Origin of the sequence: Cryobacterium sp. MP_3.1 (assembly GCF_035984795.1) — a bacterium.
GTDB lineage: Bacteria > Actinomycetota > Actinomycetes > Actinomycetales > Microbacteriaceae > Cryobacterium > Cryobacterium zongtaii.
Map to the genome: position 1 here is coordinate 57,831 of NZ_JAXCHV010000012.1, position 14,445 is coordinate 72,275.

Consider the following 14,445-nt stretch of genomic DNA (forward strand, 5'->3'; position numbering starts at 1 on the left):
ATGCGCCGCACCATCACCGACCCCGAAACCATGCACGCCCTCGGCCTGGAAATGGCCGGGCTGTTGCGCGCCGGCGACCTGATGGTGCTCACCGGCCCACTCGGCGCCGGTAAGACCACCTTCACCCGCGGCCTCGGCGAGGGCTTGCGCGTGCGCGGCGCGGTCACCAGCCCCACCTTCGTGCTCGCCCGCACGCATCCGAGCACGATCGGCGGGCCGCCGCTGGTGCACGTGGATGCCTACAGATTGAGCAGCGCGATGGAGCTCGACGACCTCGACATCGACTTCGCCCGCTCGATCGTGGTGGTGGAGTGGGGCCGCGGCCTGCTCGAGGGGATCACCGAATCGTGGCTGGACGTGGAGATCGAGCGTCCGCTCGGCGCCTCGCAGGCCGACCCGGACGCCGACGATGCCCTCGCCCTGGACCTGCCCGAACCGCGCACTGTCACGGTGACCGGCCACGGACCGCGCTGGCAGGACGGCCTCGGCCTCGACCCGGATGCGCCGGTGCACAAGTGACCGCCGCCCGGCCCACCGGCGCGTGGTACTGGAGCGCCCTCGTCCTCACCGGCGTCATCGGCGGACTGCTCTCCGGACTGTTCGGTGTCGGCGGCGGCATCGTGATGGTGCCCCTGCTCATCTCGCTGGTGCGCATGGACCAGCGCCGGGCAGCCACTACGTCGCTGGCCGCGATCGTGCCCACCTCCATCGTGGGGTCGCTCACCTACCTGGCCAACGGCCACATCGACCTGATCGCCGGCGCGATCATCGCCGCCGGCGCCGTGGTCGGCGCCCTGATCGGCAGCAACCTGCTGCAGCGCATCCCGCTGTTCTGGCTGCGCTGGCTCTTCATCGCGCTGCTCATCGTGGTGGCCGCGCGCATGCTTGTGGTGGAGCCGGAACGCGGAGCAGCCCTCGAGCTGAACTGGATCGTAGTGCTGGGCTACCTCGCTCTGGGGCTGACGATGGGCATCGCATCCGGCCTGTTCGGCATCGGCGGGGGAGTGATCGCGGTGCCGGCCCTCGTGGCGGTGTTCGGCGTGAGCGACCTCATCGCCAAGGGCACCTCGTTGCTGGTGTTGGTGCCCACGAGCATCGTCGGCACCGTCGCCAACCTGCGCGCCGGGCTCGTCGACCTGCCCGCCGGCCTCGTGGTCGGCGCCGCTGCCACCGTCGCGGCGGTGCCCGGGGTGGCCCTGGCCGTGCTGATCCCGCCGCGCCTGTCGAGCATCCTGTTCGCCGTGCTGCTGATTCTCGCCGCCGGGCAGCTGACGGTGAAGGCTCTGCGCACCAAGCGCGCCTGACGCCCACCCGACTCGCGTCTGCCGCACCCCACTGTTGCCCGTGCGGACAAATGCGCCCGGTGTGCCGGACGCAGATGTCCGCTTCGGCAACAGTTGCCGGTGAGGGAGCCGGCGAGGCACCCGGCGGGTGGAGGCGCCCGGGCCGCATAGGCTGGACGGGTGCTCCTCGCCATCGATACCTCCGCCGGCACCAGCGTCGCCGTCGTCGACCTGACCCAGGGCGTGATCGCCGAACGCGGCGTCCCCGACACCATGCGGCACGCCGAGGTGGTCGGCCGCCTCATCCAGGAGTGCCTCACCGAGGCCGCCATCCCCGTCTCGGCGCTCTCCGGCGTCGTCGGCGGCATGGGCCCCGGACCGTTCACCGGCCTCCGCGTCGGCATCGCCGCCGCCCGGGTCTTCGCGCTGGGCATCGGACGCCCTCTGGTTCCCGTGGTCAGCCACGACGCCATCGCCTACGGCCACTACCGCACCGGCCACACCGGCCCGCTGCTCGTGGTCACCGACGCCCGGCGCCGCGAGGTCTACTGGTCCGCGTACAGCGGGGCGGATGCCGAGCACCTCCCGGTGCGTATCGGCTCTCCGGCCCTGGCCAAACCGGCCGAGCTGCTCGAGGCCGACTTCGTGCACGCCGGCCTGCCCCGCCTCGACGCCGCCACCATCTCGGCCGGCGACCTCGGGATGGTCGCCGAACTCGCCTTCGCGGCCGGCCGCCCGTTTGCCGCCGACGAGGCGCTCTACCTGCGCTCACCCGATGTGACGGTGTCCAAAAACGGTCCCAAGCGGGTGAGCTGATGACCTGGCAACTACGCCGCGCCCAGCCCGCCGACGTCGAGGCGATCATGGCCCTGGAGACGCACATCTTCGAAAACGACGCCTGGTCCACCGAGATGATGGCCCGGGATGTCGCCGACCCCGGCTGCTACTACCTCGTCGCCTTCCCGCCGGACTCGCCGGAGCACATCGTCGCGTACGCCGGACTGCAGGCGGCGTTGCGCTCGCCGGAGAGCGACATCCAGACCATCGCCGTGGCCGAAGAGGCCCGCGGCCGCGGGCTCGGCCGGGTGCTCATGCTCAGCCTGATCACCGAGGCCCGCAAGCGCGGCGCCCGCGAAACCTTCCTCGAGGTGCGCGCCGACAACCCCGGCGCCCAGCACCTGTACCGCTCGCTCGGCTTCGAAGACCTCGGCGTTCGCCGGGGCTACTACCAACCAGACAACGTGGATGCGATCGTGATGCGCCTGCCCATTCCGCCCGCCGAGATGCAGTTCACGGCTGCCGCCGTCGCGCCGCCCGTCGCCGACCCGGCTGCCCCCGTCGCCGACCCGGCCCCCGCCGCCTCCCCGGACCGCCCGCTCAACCGCACCAACCCGCTGGTGCTGGGCATCGAAACCTCCTGCGACGAAACCGGCATCGGCATTGTGCGCGGCACCACCCTGCTCTCCAACACCATCGCCTCGTCGATGGACGAGCACGCCCGCTACGGCGGCGTCGTGCCGGAGGTTGCAGCTCGCGCCCACCTCGAAGAGATGGTGCCCGCCATCCACGCGGCCGTCGCCGAAGCCGGCATCCGGCTCGACGAGATCGACGCCATCGCCGTCACCAGCGGACCCGGCCTCGCCGGTGCACTCATGGTCGGTGTCGGCGCCGCCAAGTCGCTCGCGGTGGCGCTGGACGTGCCGATCTACGCCGTCAACCACCTCGTCGGCCACGTGGGCGCCGACCTCCTGCGCGGCGAGGGCGTCGACACGGATGCGCCGCTGGAGTACCCCACCATCGCCCTGCTGGTCTCCGGCGGGCACACCTCGCTGCTGCTGGTGCGCGACCTGGTCTCCGACGTGGAGCTGCTCGGCGAGACCATCGACGACGCCGCCGGCGAGGCCTTCGACAAGGTCGCCAGGGTACTCGGCCTGCCCTACCCCGGCGGGCCGCAGATCGACAGGGTCGCGGCCACCGGCGACCCCACCGCCATCCGCTTCCCGCGCGGCCTCAGTCACCAGAAGGATGTCGCCAAGCACCGTTACGACTTCTCCTTCTCCGGCCTGAAGACCTCGGTGGCCCGGTGGGTGGAACAGAAGCGTGACGCCGGCGAAACCGTGCCGATCAACGACGTCGCGGCGAGCTTCCGCGAGGCCGTGGTCGACGTGCTGCTCACCAAGGCCGTCGCGGCCTGCACCGACCTCGGGGTGCCCAGGCTGCTGCTCGGCGGCGGCGTGATCGCCAATGCGCGGTTGCGCCAGGTGGCCCAGGAACGCACGGATGCGGCCGGTATCGCGCTGCGCATCCCGCCTCTGTCGCTCTGCACCGACAATGGCGCCATGATCGCGGCGCTCGGCGCGCAGCTGATCATGGCCGGGCACGCACCCTCCAGCCTCGATTTCGGGGCGGACTCTACCCTCCCGGTGGGCCTCATCCAGGCCTGAAACCGCATCTCACCAAGAGTTTCTCGCGCGGACGCGATACTGTCATGGTGGGGGTTTTGCGCAGAGCCAGCACGTTGACACCCCCACGGCGCGGGTGCCACTATGGCACCCATCGCACCCAGTGCCCTTGCATTCCCTACGCTGCACCACGTGAAGGAGTCACCCATGACCGACCCGAACCAGCCCCCCGTGAACAAGCCGGACTCGAACGAGCCCACTCCGCCGCCGGCCTACGCCCCGCCCGCGCCGCCGGCCTACGGTGCAACCCCGGCCGCCCCGGCCTACGGCGCCGCACCCGCCGCCCCGCAGGCCTACGCACCGCAGGGCTACGGGCAGCCGGCTGGCGGCGACAAGTGGAACGTTCTCGCGATCATCTCCCTGGTCAGCGCGTTCTTCGTGTCCCTCGCCGCCGTCATCTGCGGCCACATTGCGCTCAGCCAGATCAAGCGCACCGGCGAAAAGGGGCGCGGCCTCGCCATCGCCGGCCTCGTGCTCGGCTACGTCGGCCTGATCAGCGGCCTCATCTTCCTCATCGTCATGATCGGCGTCATCATGGCGGGCATCAGCGAAGGCTCGTACTCCACCTACTAAAGGCTCGGCGGACCGCGCTCGCCGGCCACCCCGGCCGCCCGATCGGGCGGCCGGGCGGCCTGGATCAGACCAGGCGTTCACAGGAAAGGAATGACGATCATGACCGATCCGAACACACCACATCCCGAGGTTCCCCAGGTTCCCAACGTGCCGCAGGTCCCCGACGTACCGCAGGTGCCCGACTTCCCGCAAGACAACATGGCCGGCGACCCGCCGAAACGCCCGAACGGCCCCGCCGGCGATGCCGAACCCACCCCGCCGGGCGCCCAGCCGGCGCCGCCGGTTCCGCCAGTGAGCCCGGCCGGTCAGCCGACGCCGCCGCCCGCCTACGGCCCGCCCGCCCCGAGCGAAGGCACCCCGCCACCGCCCTACGGTTCGCCGCCGCCTGGCTACACCCCGCCGGGCTCCGGTTACGGCACCCCGCCGCCCACCGGCGGCCCCGCCGCCGGCTACTACGCCGGCCAGCCCGGGATGCCGTCGGCCACCAAGCAGCCGATCCTGAGCATCCTGTCGATGATCGCCGGTGTCATCGGCATCCTCGGCTCCCCGGTCGCGTTCTTCCCGATTTTCGGTGGCATCCTCGCCATCATCCTGCCGGCCGCCGGCGTGGTCCTGGGCTTCATCGCCCGCAACAAGGAACCGAACGGCAAGGGCTTCTGGCTGACCGGGATCATCACAGGCTTCGTGGGTATCGCCCTGGCGCTGCTGAGCATTCTGCTCTGGTCGCTGGTGTTCGCGACTGTGCCGATGAACAATTACAACTACTAACCGCACAGCTAGTAGTCGAGAATCGAGTCCACACGCATGTCGCAGTCCGGGCAGCCCGAAACCCGGGCGGAGCGGGAGCAGCCAGTCCCGCCCGCCGGGACACCGGCGTTGTCGCGCGCACAGGCGCGGGCCGCGGAGGCCAGGGCGGCAGAGCTGCGGGCACCCGCCGGGCGTTCGCCCGACCTGACCCGGCCGCCGGTGGCCGGCGAGCTCGCCTACGAGTCCACCATCACCGCGCCCACCGAGTGGGTGCCCTACGTGTACACCACCGCCGAGATCCAGACCCATGCGGCCCGCCGTGGTCTGAGCGTCGCTGCCGCGGTCTGCGGGGTGCTCGGGGTGCTGGCCGGCATCTTCGTGATCTGGGGGGCGCCCCTGAGCATCGCCGCGGTCGTGCTCGCCCTGGTGGCCAGGTACGTGGAGCGGCGCGCCGGCGGCCTCTGGCTGCTCGGCCTGCTCAGCGGGCTGCTGGGCATCCTGATGGCGGTGCTGTGGTTCGTCGTGATCACCCGGATGCTGCCCGCCTACTTCGGCTGAGCGGCACCCGCGAGCCGGCTGGCGCCGGTCAGACCCGTTCCACCAGCAGCGCCACCTTGTGCCCGGCCGCGCGGGTCACCACCAGGGTGGCCGATTCCGGGCCCTTGAGCTTCAACCGGGTGCGCAGGGTTGCCGGATCCACATCGACGCCGCGCTTCTTGATCTCCAGGGTGCCGATCTTCCGTTCGGCCAGCGCCAACCGCAGCTTCTTCTCGTCGGTGGGCAGCACCTCGAGCACCCGGAACGCCGTGGCGAACGGGGTGCGGGTCAGCGTCGGGCTGGTCAGGTAGGCCAGGCCCTCGCTGAGCATCGACGCATCCATCGACCTGGCGAGGTCACCGATCAGCCGGGCGCGGATGATGGCGCCGTCGGGTTCGTACACGTAGTCGCCGAGCTCGCCGACAGGCACATCCTCGCTGTCGGCGGGTGCGGTCAGCTCCGCGACGCCGTCCTTGCTCAGCAGCAGCGCCGACCGGCGGATGCCCGGCCGCGCGAGCGCACCGAACCACAGCCCCATCTCCACCAGCTTGCCGTCCACCGATACCCACTGGGCCTCCGCGGTCTCGGGGATCTGGTCGCGGTCGTGGCCGGGGCCGAGCTTGACGCCGACGGGCATCCGTGTGCTCAGGGCGTAGACGTCGTCGAGGTTGGGGGAGTAGTCCTCTGACCGGGTGAGCCGGCTGGTGTTGCCGTGCCCGGCGGTGCGGCGGGCCGGGTCGAACCAGAGCGCGTCGAATTCGGTGGGGTCGATGTCGGCAGCGTCGGCGCAGCGCACTGAGGAGGTCGGGAAGGGGGCCAGGTTGAAGCTGGCGACCGTGGCGGTGACCTCGTCGACGTCGATCGCGGTCACGGTCAGCTCCATCGCGGCCATCGCCATGGCGTCGCCGCCGATGCCGCAGCCCACGTCGGCGACCCGGGTGAGGCCGGCCTCCACGAACCGGCCGGCGTGCAGGGCGGCCACCCGCAACCGGGTGGCCTGCTCCAGACCGGCCTCGGTGAACAGCATCCGGCTGGCAAAGTCGCCGAACTTGCCGGTCGCCTTCGCCCGCAGCCGGGACTGGTAGAGCACCGCGTTGACCAGGGCGGGGGAGTGCCCGGCCTTGCGCAGGGCACTGACCGTGCGCACGACGTCGGCACCGGCCTCGTAGACGGGCAGGGAGTCCAGCAGGCGCAGGCCTTCGGGTGAGAGCAGCTCAACGAGCTCGGCGCGTTCCATCCCGCAAACCTATCAAGCCAAACCGGGCCGCACCCCGAGCACTCTGGCACTCACGTTGCGTGAGTGCCAGTTGCGCCCTAAACTCGACTTAGCACTCTCGCTGTGAGTCTGCTAACTACGTCTTAGCTAAGAAAGAGGTCAACCGTGTCGGTCTCCATCAAGCCGCTCGAAGATCGCATCGTCATCAAGCAGGTGGATGCAGAACAGACCACCGCTTCCGGACTTGTGATCCCGGACACCGCCAAAGAGAAGCCCCAGGAAGGCGAAGTTGTCGCCGTCGGCCCCGGCCGCATTGACGACAACGGCAACCGCATCCCGCTCGACGTCGCCGTCGGCGACAAGGTGATCTACTCCAAGTACGGTGGAACCGAAGTCAAGTTCGGTGGCGAGGACCTCCTCGTTCTGTCGGCTCGCGACGTTCTCGCGGTCGTCGTTCGCTAGTCACACCGCATATCGTTGAATCCCGGATGGCCTCGGCCGTCCGGGATTTTTCGCGTCCAGAGGGGTGACAACGTGCACGAGAATTCGACAGATCCCGCCGCCGCCGCCGCGCCGACCGGGCCGGTGGATGCCGGCCGGAGCGGGACGAGCCCGGGCCGCAGTTCCGCGAGCACGGGCCTGATCTTCGCGATCTGCGCCTACGGCATGTGGGGATTCCTGCCGCTGTACTTCCTGTTCCTCGCCCCGACCGGAGCATTCGAGATCGTGGCCTGGCGGGTGCTGTTCTCGCTGGTGTTCTGCGCCGTGCTGATCCTGGCCACCCGGGCCTGGCGGCCGCTCGTGGCCGCGCTGCGCTCGTGGCCGCGCTGCGCTCGCCGCGCATCGTGTGGACGATGGGGCTGGCCGGGGTGCTGATCTTCATCAACTGGCAGACCTTCATCCTCGGCACCCTGAGCGGCCGCGTCGTCGAAACGGCGCTGGGCTATTTCATCAACCCGATCATCACGGTGCTGCTGGGCGTCCTGGTGCTGCACGAGAAGCTGCGCAGGGCCCAGTGGGCCGCCGTGGTGATCAGCTTCATCGCCGTGATCGTGCTCAGCGTCGGCTACGGCACCGTGCCCTGGATCTCCCTGATCCTGGCGTTCTCCTTCGGCTTCTACGGCCTGATCAAGAAACGGGTCGGCGGTCACATCGACGCGCTCTCCGGGCTGACCCTGGAGACTCTCTGGCTCACGCCGATCGCGATCATCCAACTGGTCGTGGTGTCGGTGATCTCCGGCCTCACCTTCGGCACCGTCTCGACGGTGCACACCATCGCGCTGATCGGCACCGGTGTGCTCACCGCGGTGCCGCTGCTCTTCTTCGCGGCCGCGTCCCGGCGCCTGCCGTTGACCACGATGGGGCTCGTGCAGTACCTCGCACCGGTGCTGCAGTTCATCGCCGGCGTGGTCATCCTGCACGAGCCGATGCCGCCGGAACGGTGGCTCGGATTCGGGTTGGTCTGGCTCGCTCTGATCGTGCTGACCGTCGATATGGTGCGCGCGGGGCGGGCACAGCGCCGGCCGGTTATCGACCCGATTTAAGGGCTCAGAGCCAAGCATCCTGATCAGGGGGCCGTTCGTAACGATTTGGTCGCGTTACACGGCTGTAACACGACCGCCTTGTTTGATGTCGTTCGGGTGAATACCTTTGCAGCACGGCAACGATCGTTTGCCGTGCTCTAACCTTCGATTCCCCTTACCCTAGGAGCAACATGAGCGTATTCGCGAAGGCCTCGGCCTCCCGCTCGGCCCGCGCCGTCGTCACCGGCGTCGCCATCTTCGGCGTCAGCGCCCTTCTGCTCACCGGATGCAGCACCGACGCAGCCGAGCCGGCCGCATCGGACGCACCCGCGGCGGAAAGCACCGTCGCTGAGATCACCGCCGGCGACCGCGCGCTGGACCTGAAGGTCGGCACGATCCTCCCCCAGAGTGGTGGACTCGCCTTCCTCGGCCCGCCCGAAGAAGCCGGTGTCCAGCTCGCCGTCGAGGAGATCAACGCTGCCGGCCTGGGCATCGACATCGAAGCCATCCTCCGCGACTCGGGCGACACCACGACCGATACCGCCACCGTCTCCGTGACCGACCTGCTCTCGCAGGATGTCTCGGCGATCGTCGGTGCGGCGTCCTCGGGTGTCTCCAAGACCGTCATCGACCAGATCACCGGCGCCGGCGTCGTGCAGTTCTCGCCGGCCAACACCTCGGCCGACTTCACGGATTACGACGACAAGGGCCTCTTCTGGCGCACCGCTCCGTCCGACATCCTGCAGGGTGAAGTCCTGGGCAACCTGATCGCCGAAGACGGCAACAGCACCCTGGGCCTGATCGTGCTCAATGACGCCTACGGAACCGGCCTGGCCGAGTTCACCACCACGGCCTTCGAGGCTGCCGGCGGAGAGGTCGTCGCCAGCGCGAGCTTCAACGAGGGCGACGCCAACTTCTCGGCTCAGATCGCCGAAGTCACCGCGGCCAACCCCGACGCGATCGCTCTGATCACGTTCGACCAGGCCAAGGTCATCACCCCGGACCTCGTGGCGAGCGGCTTCCCCGGCGACAAGCTGTACTTCGTCGACGGCAACCTGGCCGACTACAGCGAGGACTTCGCTGCCGGCCTGATCGAGGGCTCGAAGGGCACGCTGCCCGGCCTGGACACCGCGACCCTCGGTGACTTCACCGGCCGTCTGCTCGAGATCGACCCGGCCCTGACCGACTTCAGCTACGCGGCTGAATCCTACGACGCCGTCATCCTGATCGCCCTGGCTGCGTTCGCAGCCAACGACGTGTCGGGTGAGTCGATCGCCAAGTACCTCCAGCAGGTATCCGGTGGCTCCGGTGAGGGCGAGAAGGTCACCGACTTCGCGTCGGGCGCCGCGCTCCTCGCCGAGGGCAAGCAGATCGACTACGACGGTTACTCCGGCACGATCACGTTCGACGAGAACGGCGACCCGACCGACGCAACCATCGGCATCTTCGAATTCGGTGCAGACAACAAGTACAGCCGCATCAACTAGTCACTACCGCCGACTCGCGGTACACCACAGCAGACGTACCGCGACACGCACAGAAGGGCCCCGGCTTCGGCCGGGGCCCTTTCGCGTGCCCGGTTTCCGGTGGCCGGTCGCCGCCGGGTGACGGGGCGCCGGCTGCCGGCCAGGGGAGCGGCAGCCGTGGGCGGCCGCAGCGGAGGCCGGCGGCAGCGGAGGCCGGCGGAGTCGAAGGCGCAGTGGATGGCAGCCGCCACGGGCCCGCTGCGGGTCTTTCGGCGGCGGAGGCGCGGAGCTGCGCGTCGAGGCGGACAACGGCGTCAGAACGGCTCCTGGCGCCGCCGGTGAAACGCGAAATGCCCCGCTGCGGACCAGTTGCTCCGGTAGACCGGGGCAACTCGTCCGCAACGGGGCAAGTCGGTGGTGCGGATGCTGCAGGGAGGGTCAGTCGTCCTGACCCAGGGTGCCCAGGTACAGGCCGATCACCTTGGGGTCGTTCAGCAGCTCGCGGCCGGTGCCGGTGTAGGCATCCCGACCCTGATCGAGCACGTAGCCTCGGTCGCAGATCTGCAGGCAGCGGCGGGCGTTCTGCTCCACCATGATCGTGGTCACACCGGCCTTGTTGATCTCCTTCACCCGCAGGAACGCCTCGTCCTGACGCACCGGGGACAAACCGGCCGAAGGCTCGTCGAGCAGCAGCACGTGCGGGCCCATCATCAGCGCCCGCGACATCGCCACCATCTGGCGCTCGCCGCCGGAAAGCGACCCGGCCCGCTGGCCGAGGCGCTTGCGCAGCTCCGGGAAGATCTCGGTGACGAACTCGAGCCGCTCGGCCAGGCCCTTGGGCTTCTGGTACATGCCCATCTCCAGGTTCTCCTGGATCGTCAGCGTCGGGAAGACGTTGTTGGTCTGCGGCACGAAGCCCACGCCCTTGGCGACCAGCTTGTTGGCCTTGAGGTTCGTGATGTCGTCACCGCGCAACCGGATCTCGCCCTCGCGTACCTTGACCAGGCCGAAGATCGACTTGAGCAGGGTCGACTTGCCGGCCCCGTTCGGGCCGATGATGCCGATCAGTTCGCCGTCGTAGGCGGTGAGCGAGCATTCGTTGAGGATGTTGACGCCGGGCACGTAGCCGGCCGTCACGTTCTTGACCTCGACGACCGCCTTCCGCACCGGGGCCGGGGTGGCGTCGATCAGCGGGCTAGAGTTCGTCATCGAGCAGCTCCTTAATGGCTCCGACATGTTCCTTCTCGGCGTCGGGATCCTCGCCGAGGTCCTCGTCGTGGTGCTGGCCCAGGTACGCGTCGATGACGGCCTGGTTGCGCATCACCTCGTGCGGGTCGCCCTCGGCGACCACCTTGCCCTCGGCCATCACGATCACCCAGTCGGCGATGTGCCGCACCATGTGCATGTCGTGCTCAACGAAGAGCACGCTCATGCCTTCGGCCTTGAGGTTGAGGATGTGGTCGAGCAGCGACTGGGTCAACGCCGGGTTGACGCCGGCCATGGGCTCGTCGAGCATCACCAGGGTGGGGTCGCTCATCAGCGCCCGGGCCATTTCGAGGAGCTTGCGCTGCCCGCCGGAGAGGCTGGCCGCGTAGTCGTCCTTCTTGGTGTCGAGCTTGAACCGGGTGAGCAGGTCCAGCGCCTTGACCTTGTTGTCGGCCTCCTGCTGACGCCAGAGGAACGGCAGGACGGCGCGGAACAGGTTCTCGCCCACCTGCGCCTTCGCGCCGAGCAGCATGTTGTCCATCACCGTCAGCAGGCCCAGGGCCTTGGTGAGCTGGAAGGTGCGCACCTGACCCATCCGGGCGACCTTGAACGCGGCCATGCCGCCGATGGGGGTGCCCTCGAAGGTCCACGAGCCGGTGTCCGGCTTGTCGAACCCGGTGAGCAGGTTGAACAGGGTGGTCTTGCCGGCCCCGTTCGGCCCGATCAGGGCGGTGATGGCGCCGCGGGGGATCTCGAGGTGCTCGACATCCACCGCCTTGAGGCCGCCGAAGGTGCGGCTGACGCCGTCGACCACGAGGATCGGGTCCTTCTTCTTGCAGCCGGGGACGGCCTCGCCGATGTGCATGTCAACTGTCTTGACGGGCTTGCCGGTGGGAACACTGTTACTTGACAAAAGCCAGCTCCTTCTTGTTTCCGAAGATGCCCTGGGGTCTGTAGATCACGATGAGCATGATCGCGACGCCCACCAGGATGAAACGCAGCTGTCCGGCCTGGATGCTCGTCAGGAACGGGATCCAGCCGGCCTCCACGGCCCGGGCGATGAACCCGGAGAAGAAGGACAGCAGCACCCAGAAGACCATCGAGCCGATGACCGGACCGAGGATGGTTGCCGCTCCACCGAGCAGCAGGATGGCGTAGACGAAGAACGTCAGCGAGGTCTGGTAGTTCGACGGCACCACGGCACGCGGCAGCACGAAGATCATGCCGGCGATGGTGCCGTAGACGCCACCGAGGATCAGCGACTGCATCTTGTAGAAGTAGACGTTCTTGCCCAGGGCGCGAACGGCGTCTTCGTCCTCGCGGATGCCCTTGATCACGCGGCCCCACGGGCTGCGCATGATCTGCCAGGTGAACAGGCAGGCGAGGATCACGATGGTCCAGGCCACGATGCGCAGCCACCAGTCGTAGGCGTTGTACTCGAACGGACCGAACCCGTAGGTGCCGTCGGGGATCGGGTTGAGGGCGGCGAATCCGCCCTTGTACCCGCTGAGCCCGTTGGCCGAACCGGTGATCGGTTCGAAGGTGTTGGTCGTGAACAGCAGCCGCACGATCTCCGCTGCCGCGATGGTGACGATGGCCAGATAGTCCGCCCGCAACCGCAGGGTCGGGATACCCAGAACCAACGCGAAGATCACGGATGCGCCGATCCCGACGAGCACCGCCGCCCAGACCGGGAAGCCGAAGCTCAGGGTCGAGATGGCGTACCCGTAGGCGCCGAGGGCCATGAAGCCGGCCTGGCCGAAGTTGAGCAGGCCGGTGTAGCCGAAGTGAATTGCCAGTCCCAACGCCGCGAGGGCGTAGGCGGCGGTGGTCGGGCTGATCAGCTCGACGGCCGCGTTGCTAAAGATTGCTCCCCAGTCGATCATCGTCAGCCCCTAGCCAATTCTCTCTTTGCGACCCAGGATGCCTTGCGGCCGAAGCAGCAGCACCAGGATCAAAACGACAAGTGCACCGACGTATTTCAGGTCGGACGGAATCCACAGCGTCGACAGCTCGACGAACAGGCCCACGATGATCGATCCCACGAGGGCGCCGAACGCCGTGCCGAGACCGCCGAGGGTGGTGGCAGCGAAGACCAGCAGCAGGATCTGGAAGCCCATGTCCCAACTGACCCCCGGCCGGAAGTAGGCCCAGAGCACACCGGAGAGGCCGGCGAGCGACCCGCCGACGATCCAGACGATGCGGATGACACCATCCACGTCGATGCCGCTGGCGGAGGCGAGGCTGGGGTTGTCGGAGACGGCCCTGGTGGCCTTGCCGATCCGGGTGCGCAGCAGGAAGTAGGAGACCGCGAGAAGCACGACGATGCTGATACCCATGCTCGCGAGGTCGATCGGCGACAGCGAGATCGGGCCGAACTTGAGGTCAGTCATGCCGGAGCCGGGCAGCTGGCTGGTGCCGCCGCCGTAGAACAGCTGGAAGGTGTACCGCAGCGCCAGCGAGAGGCCGATGCTGACGATCATCAGCGGGATCAACCCGACGCCCTTCTTCCGCAGGGGTTTCCAGATGGTGGCGTCGAGCCCGAAGCCCAACAGACCGCTGAGGGCGATCGCCAACAGGATCGCCAGCCAGATCGGCAGCCCGAGCGTCGTGCTGAGGGTGAGGGTGGCCAACGCGCCGAAGGTGATCATCTCCGCGTGCGCGAAGTTGCTCAGGCCCGTGGTGCCGAAGATCAGCGACATGCCGATCGCGGCCAAGGCCAGCAGCAGGCCGAAGTTCAGGCCGTTGACGAAGCGGTTCACGAACTGGTCGAAGAAGCTGACCGTCGTGCGTTCGCCCTCGCCGAGGAAGAAGTTCACCGACTTCACCTGGGTGAGGCCGAATTCGGCTTCGATTTCGGCGCCGCCCTTGGCGACGACCACACCTTTAGGGAGAGTGTCCTCGTCGAGGGTGACCGTGTAGGTCTCCTTCTCCGGAACGCCGATGCGCCACTTGCCCTCGGCATCCGTGACGACCTCGGCCTCATAGCCGGAGCCTTCAACGGAGATGAGCACGTCTTCGATGGGCTCGCCACCGAATTGCACATTCCCCGAGAGCACATAGTCGTACTGGTCAGTGTTGATCTCGTCGGCATGAGCCGCGCTCGCCGAGAACGTTGAAAACGTCAGGGCGGTCAGGAGTAGGCCGAAAAACAGCACCATCATCCTGGGCGTGAATCTGCGGACAGCGTGTGTATTGCTCACTGCACCTCCATGGCGGCACCGTCGGTGCGTATTCTTACCTGGCACGGACTTGCCTGCCAGCGACCTTGCTGACAGTACGTGCCGATTATGTCGCATATGTTTCGTACGCCGAATTTAGGGCAATCGATTTTGGATCGCGGAATGCGCCAAGCGCATCGTCGCTTAACATTGAGTACCGGTTGCATCCCAGGGATTTCCGGACTTTTTTCCATATCCGCGAATGCAAAAG

At 68.1% G+C, this 14,445-nt stretch carries 16 protein-coding genes; 11 read left to right on the plus strand and 5 right to left on the minus strand.

Annotation, left to right across the window (positions count from 1 at the left end; all coding sequences use genetic code 11):
- The 7 genes from tsaE to RCH12_RS09920 all read left to right on the plus strand — a co-directional run bounded on the left by tsaE (position 1) and on the right by RCH12_RS09920 (position 5,623).
- The gene (tsaE, locus tag RCH12_RS09890) at positions 1-519 is read left to right on the plus strand and encodes a tRNA (adenosine(37)-N6)-threonylcarbamoyltransferase complex ATPase subunit type 1 TsaE (protein ID WP_327016752.1); all 519 of its coding nucleotides are present in this window, start codon (positions 1-3) and stop codon (positions 517-519) included.
- Positions 516-1,304 (plus strand): sulfite exporter TauE/SafE family protein, encoded by a 789-nt coding sequence (locus RCH12_RS09895; protein ID WP_327016753.1) that lies wholly within the window; start codon positions 516-518, stop codon positions 1,302-1,304. Before tsaE ends, RCH12_RS09895 begins: the two co-directional genes overlap by 4 nt.
- Positions 1,305-1,463: 159 nt before the next feature.
- Positions 1,464-2,099 (plus strand): tRNA (adenosine(37)-N6)-threonylcarbamoyltransferase complex dimerization subunit type 1 TsaB, encoded by a 636-nt coding sequence (gene tsaB / locus RCH12_RS09900; protein WP_327016754.1) that lies wholly within the window; start codon positions 1,464-1,466, stop codon positions 2,097-2,099.
- Positions 2,099-3,727 (plus strand): tRNA (adenosine(37)-N6)-threonylcarbamoyltransferase complex transferase subunit TsaD, encoded by a 1,629-nt coding sequence (gene tsaD / locus RCH12_RS09905; RefSeq protein WP_327016755.1) that lies wholly within the window; start codon positions 2,099-2,101, stop codon positions 3,725-3,727. The genes tsaB and tsaD overlap by 1 nt, the downstream gene beginning before the upstream one ends.
- A 165-nt stretch (positions 3,728-3,892) precedes the next feature.
- Positions 3,893-4,318 (plus strand): DUF4190 domain-containing protein, encoded by a 426-nt coding sequence (locus RCH12_RS09910; protein WP_103429950.1) that lies wholly within the window; start codon positions 3,893-3,895, stop codon positions 4,316-4,318.
- Positions 4,319-4,417: 99 nt separating this feature from the next.
- Positions 4,418-5,086 carry a DUF4190 domain-containing protein gene (locus RCH12_RS09915; protein ID WP_327016756.1) on the plus strand — a complete coding sequence of 223 codons (669 nt, stop codon included), beginning with the start codon at positions 4,418-4,420 and terminating at the stop codon, positions 5,084-5,086.
- 36 nt (positions 5,087-5,122) lie between these two features.
- The gene (locus RCH12_RS09920) at positions 5,123-5,623 is read left to right on the plus strand and encodes a hypothetical protein (RefSeq protein WP_327016757.1); all 501 of its coding nucleotides are present in this window, start codon (positions 5,123-5,125) and stop codon (positions 5,621-5,623) included.
- 28 nt (positions 5,624-5,651) lie between these two features.
- On the opposite strand, the gene RCH12_RS09925 is transcribed toward RCH12_RS09920, so the two are convergent.
- Positions 5,652-6,839 (minus strand): class I SAM-dependent methyltransferase, encoded by a 1,188-nt coding sequence (locus RCH12_RS09925; protein WP_327016758.1) that lies wholly within the window; start codon positions 6,837-6,839, stop codon positions 5,652-5,654.
- Positions 6,840-6,983: 144 nt separating this feature from the next.
- On the opposite strand from RCH12_RS09925, the gene groES reads away from it, so the two are divergent.
- The 4 genes from groES (at position 6,984) to RCH12_RS09945 (ending at position 9,828) form a co-directional block, all read left to right on the plus strand.
- Complete coding sequence (gene groES, locus RCH12_RS09930) at positions 6,984-7,280, plus strand: co-chaperone GroES (RefSeq protein WP_066597535.1); 297 nt, start codon at positions 6,984-6,986, stop codon at positions 7,278-7,280.
- 72 nt (positions 7,281-7,352) lie between these two features.
- Complete coding sequence (locus tag RCH12_RS09935) at positions 7,353-7,694, plus strand: hypothetical protein (RefSeq protein ID WP_327016759.1); 342 nt, start codon at positions 7,353-7,355, stop codon at positions 7,692-7,694.
- The gene (gene rarD / locus RCH12_RS09940; protein ID WP_327016760.1) at positions 7,637-8,362 is read left to right on the plus strand and encodes an EamA family transporter RarD; all 726 of its coding nucleotides are present in this window, start codon (positions 7,637-7,639) and stop codon (positions 8,360-8,362) included. The genes RCH12_RS09935 and rarD overlap by 58 nt, the downstream gene beginning before the upstream one ends.
- Before the next feature lie 170 nt (positions 8,363-8,532).
- The gene (locus tag RCH12_RS09945; protein ID WP_103432171.1) at positions 8,533-9,828 is read left to right on the plus strand and encodes an ABC transporter substrate-binding protein; all 1,296 of its coding nucleotides are present in this window, start codon (positions 8,533-8,535) and stop codon (positions 9,826-9,828) included.
- A gap of 417 nt (positions 9,829-10,245) precedes the next feature.
- On the opposite strand, the gene RCH12_RS09950 is transcribed toward RCH12_RS09945, so the two are convergent.
- From RCH12_RS09950 to RCH12_RS09965, 4 genes are read right to left on the minus strand one after another with little or no spacing between them, the layout of a single operon-like run.
- Positions 10,246-11,016: an ABC transporter ATP-binding protein gene (locus RCH12_RS09950; protein WP_088457136.1), complete on the minus strand. Its 771-nt coding sequence runs from the start codon at positions 11,014-11,016 to the stop codon at positions 10,246-10,248.
- The gene (locus RCH12_RS09955) at positions 11,003-11,878 is read right to left on the minus strand and encodes an ABC transporter ATP-binding protein (protein WP_088457135.1); all 876 of its coding nucleotides are present in this window, start codon (positions 11,876-11,878) and stop codon (positions 11,003-11,005) included. Before RCH12_RS09955 ends, RCH12_RS09950 begins: the two co-directional genes overlap by 14 nt.
- 37 nt (positions 11,879-11,915) lie before the next feature.
- Positions 11,916-12,896 (minus strand): branched-chain amino acid ABC transporter permease, encoded by a 981-nt coding sequence (locus tag RCH12_RS09960; protein WP_103432244.1) that lies wholly within the window; start codon positions 12,894-12,896, stop codon positions 11,916-11,918.
- A 12-nt stretch (positions 12,897-12,908) separates the two neighbouring features.
- A complete protein-coding gene (locus RCH12_RS09965) occupies positions 12,909-14,216 on the minus strand; it encodes a branched-chain amino acid ABC transporter permease (protein WP_442784574.1) in 1,308 nt (435 codons plus the stop codon).
- Between the last annotated feature and the right edge of the window lie 229 nt (positions 14,217-14,445).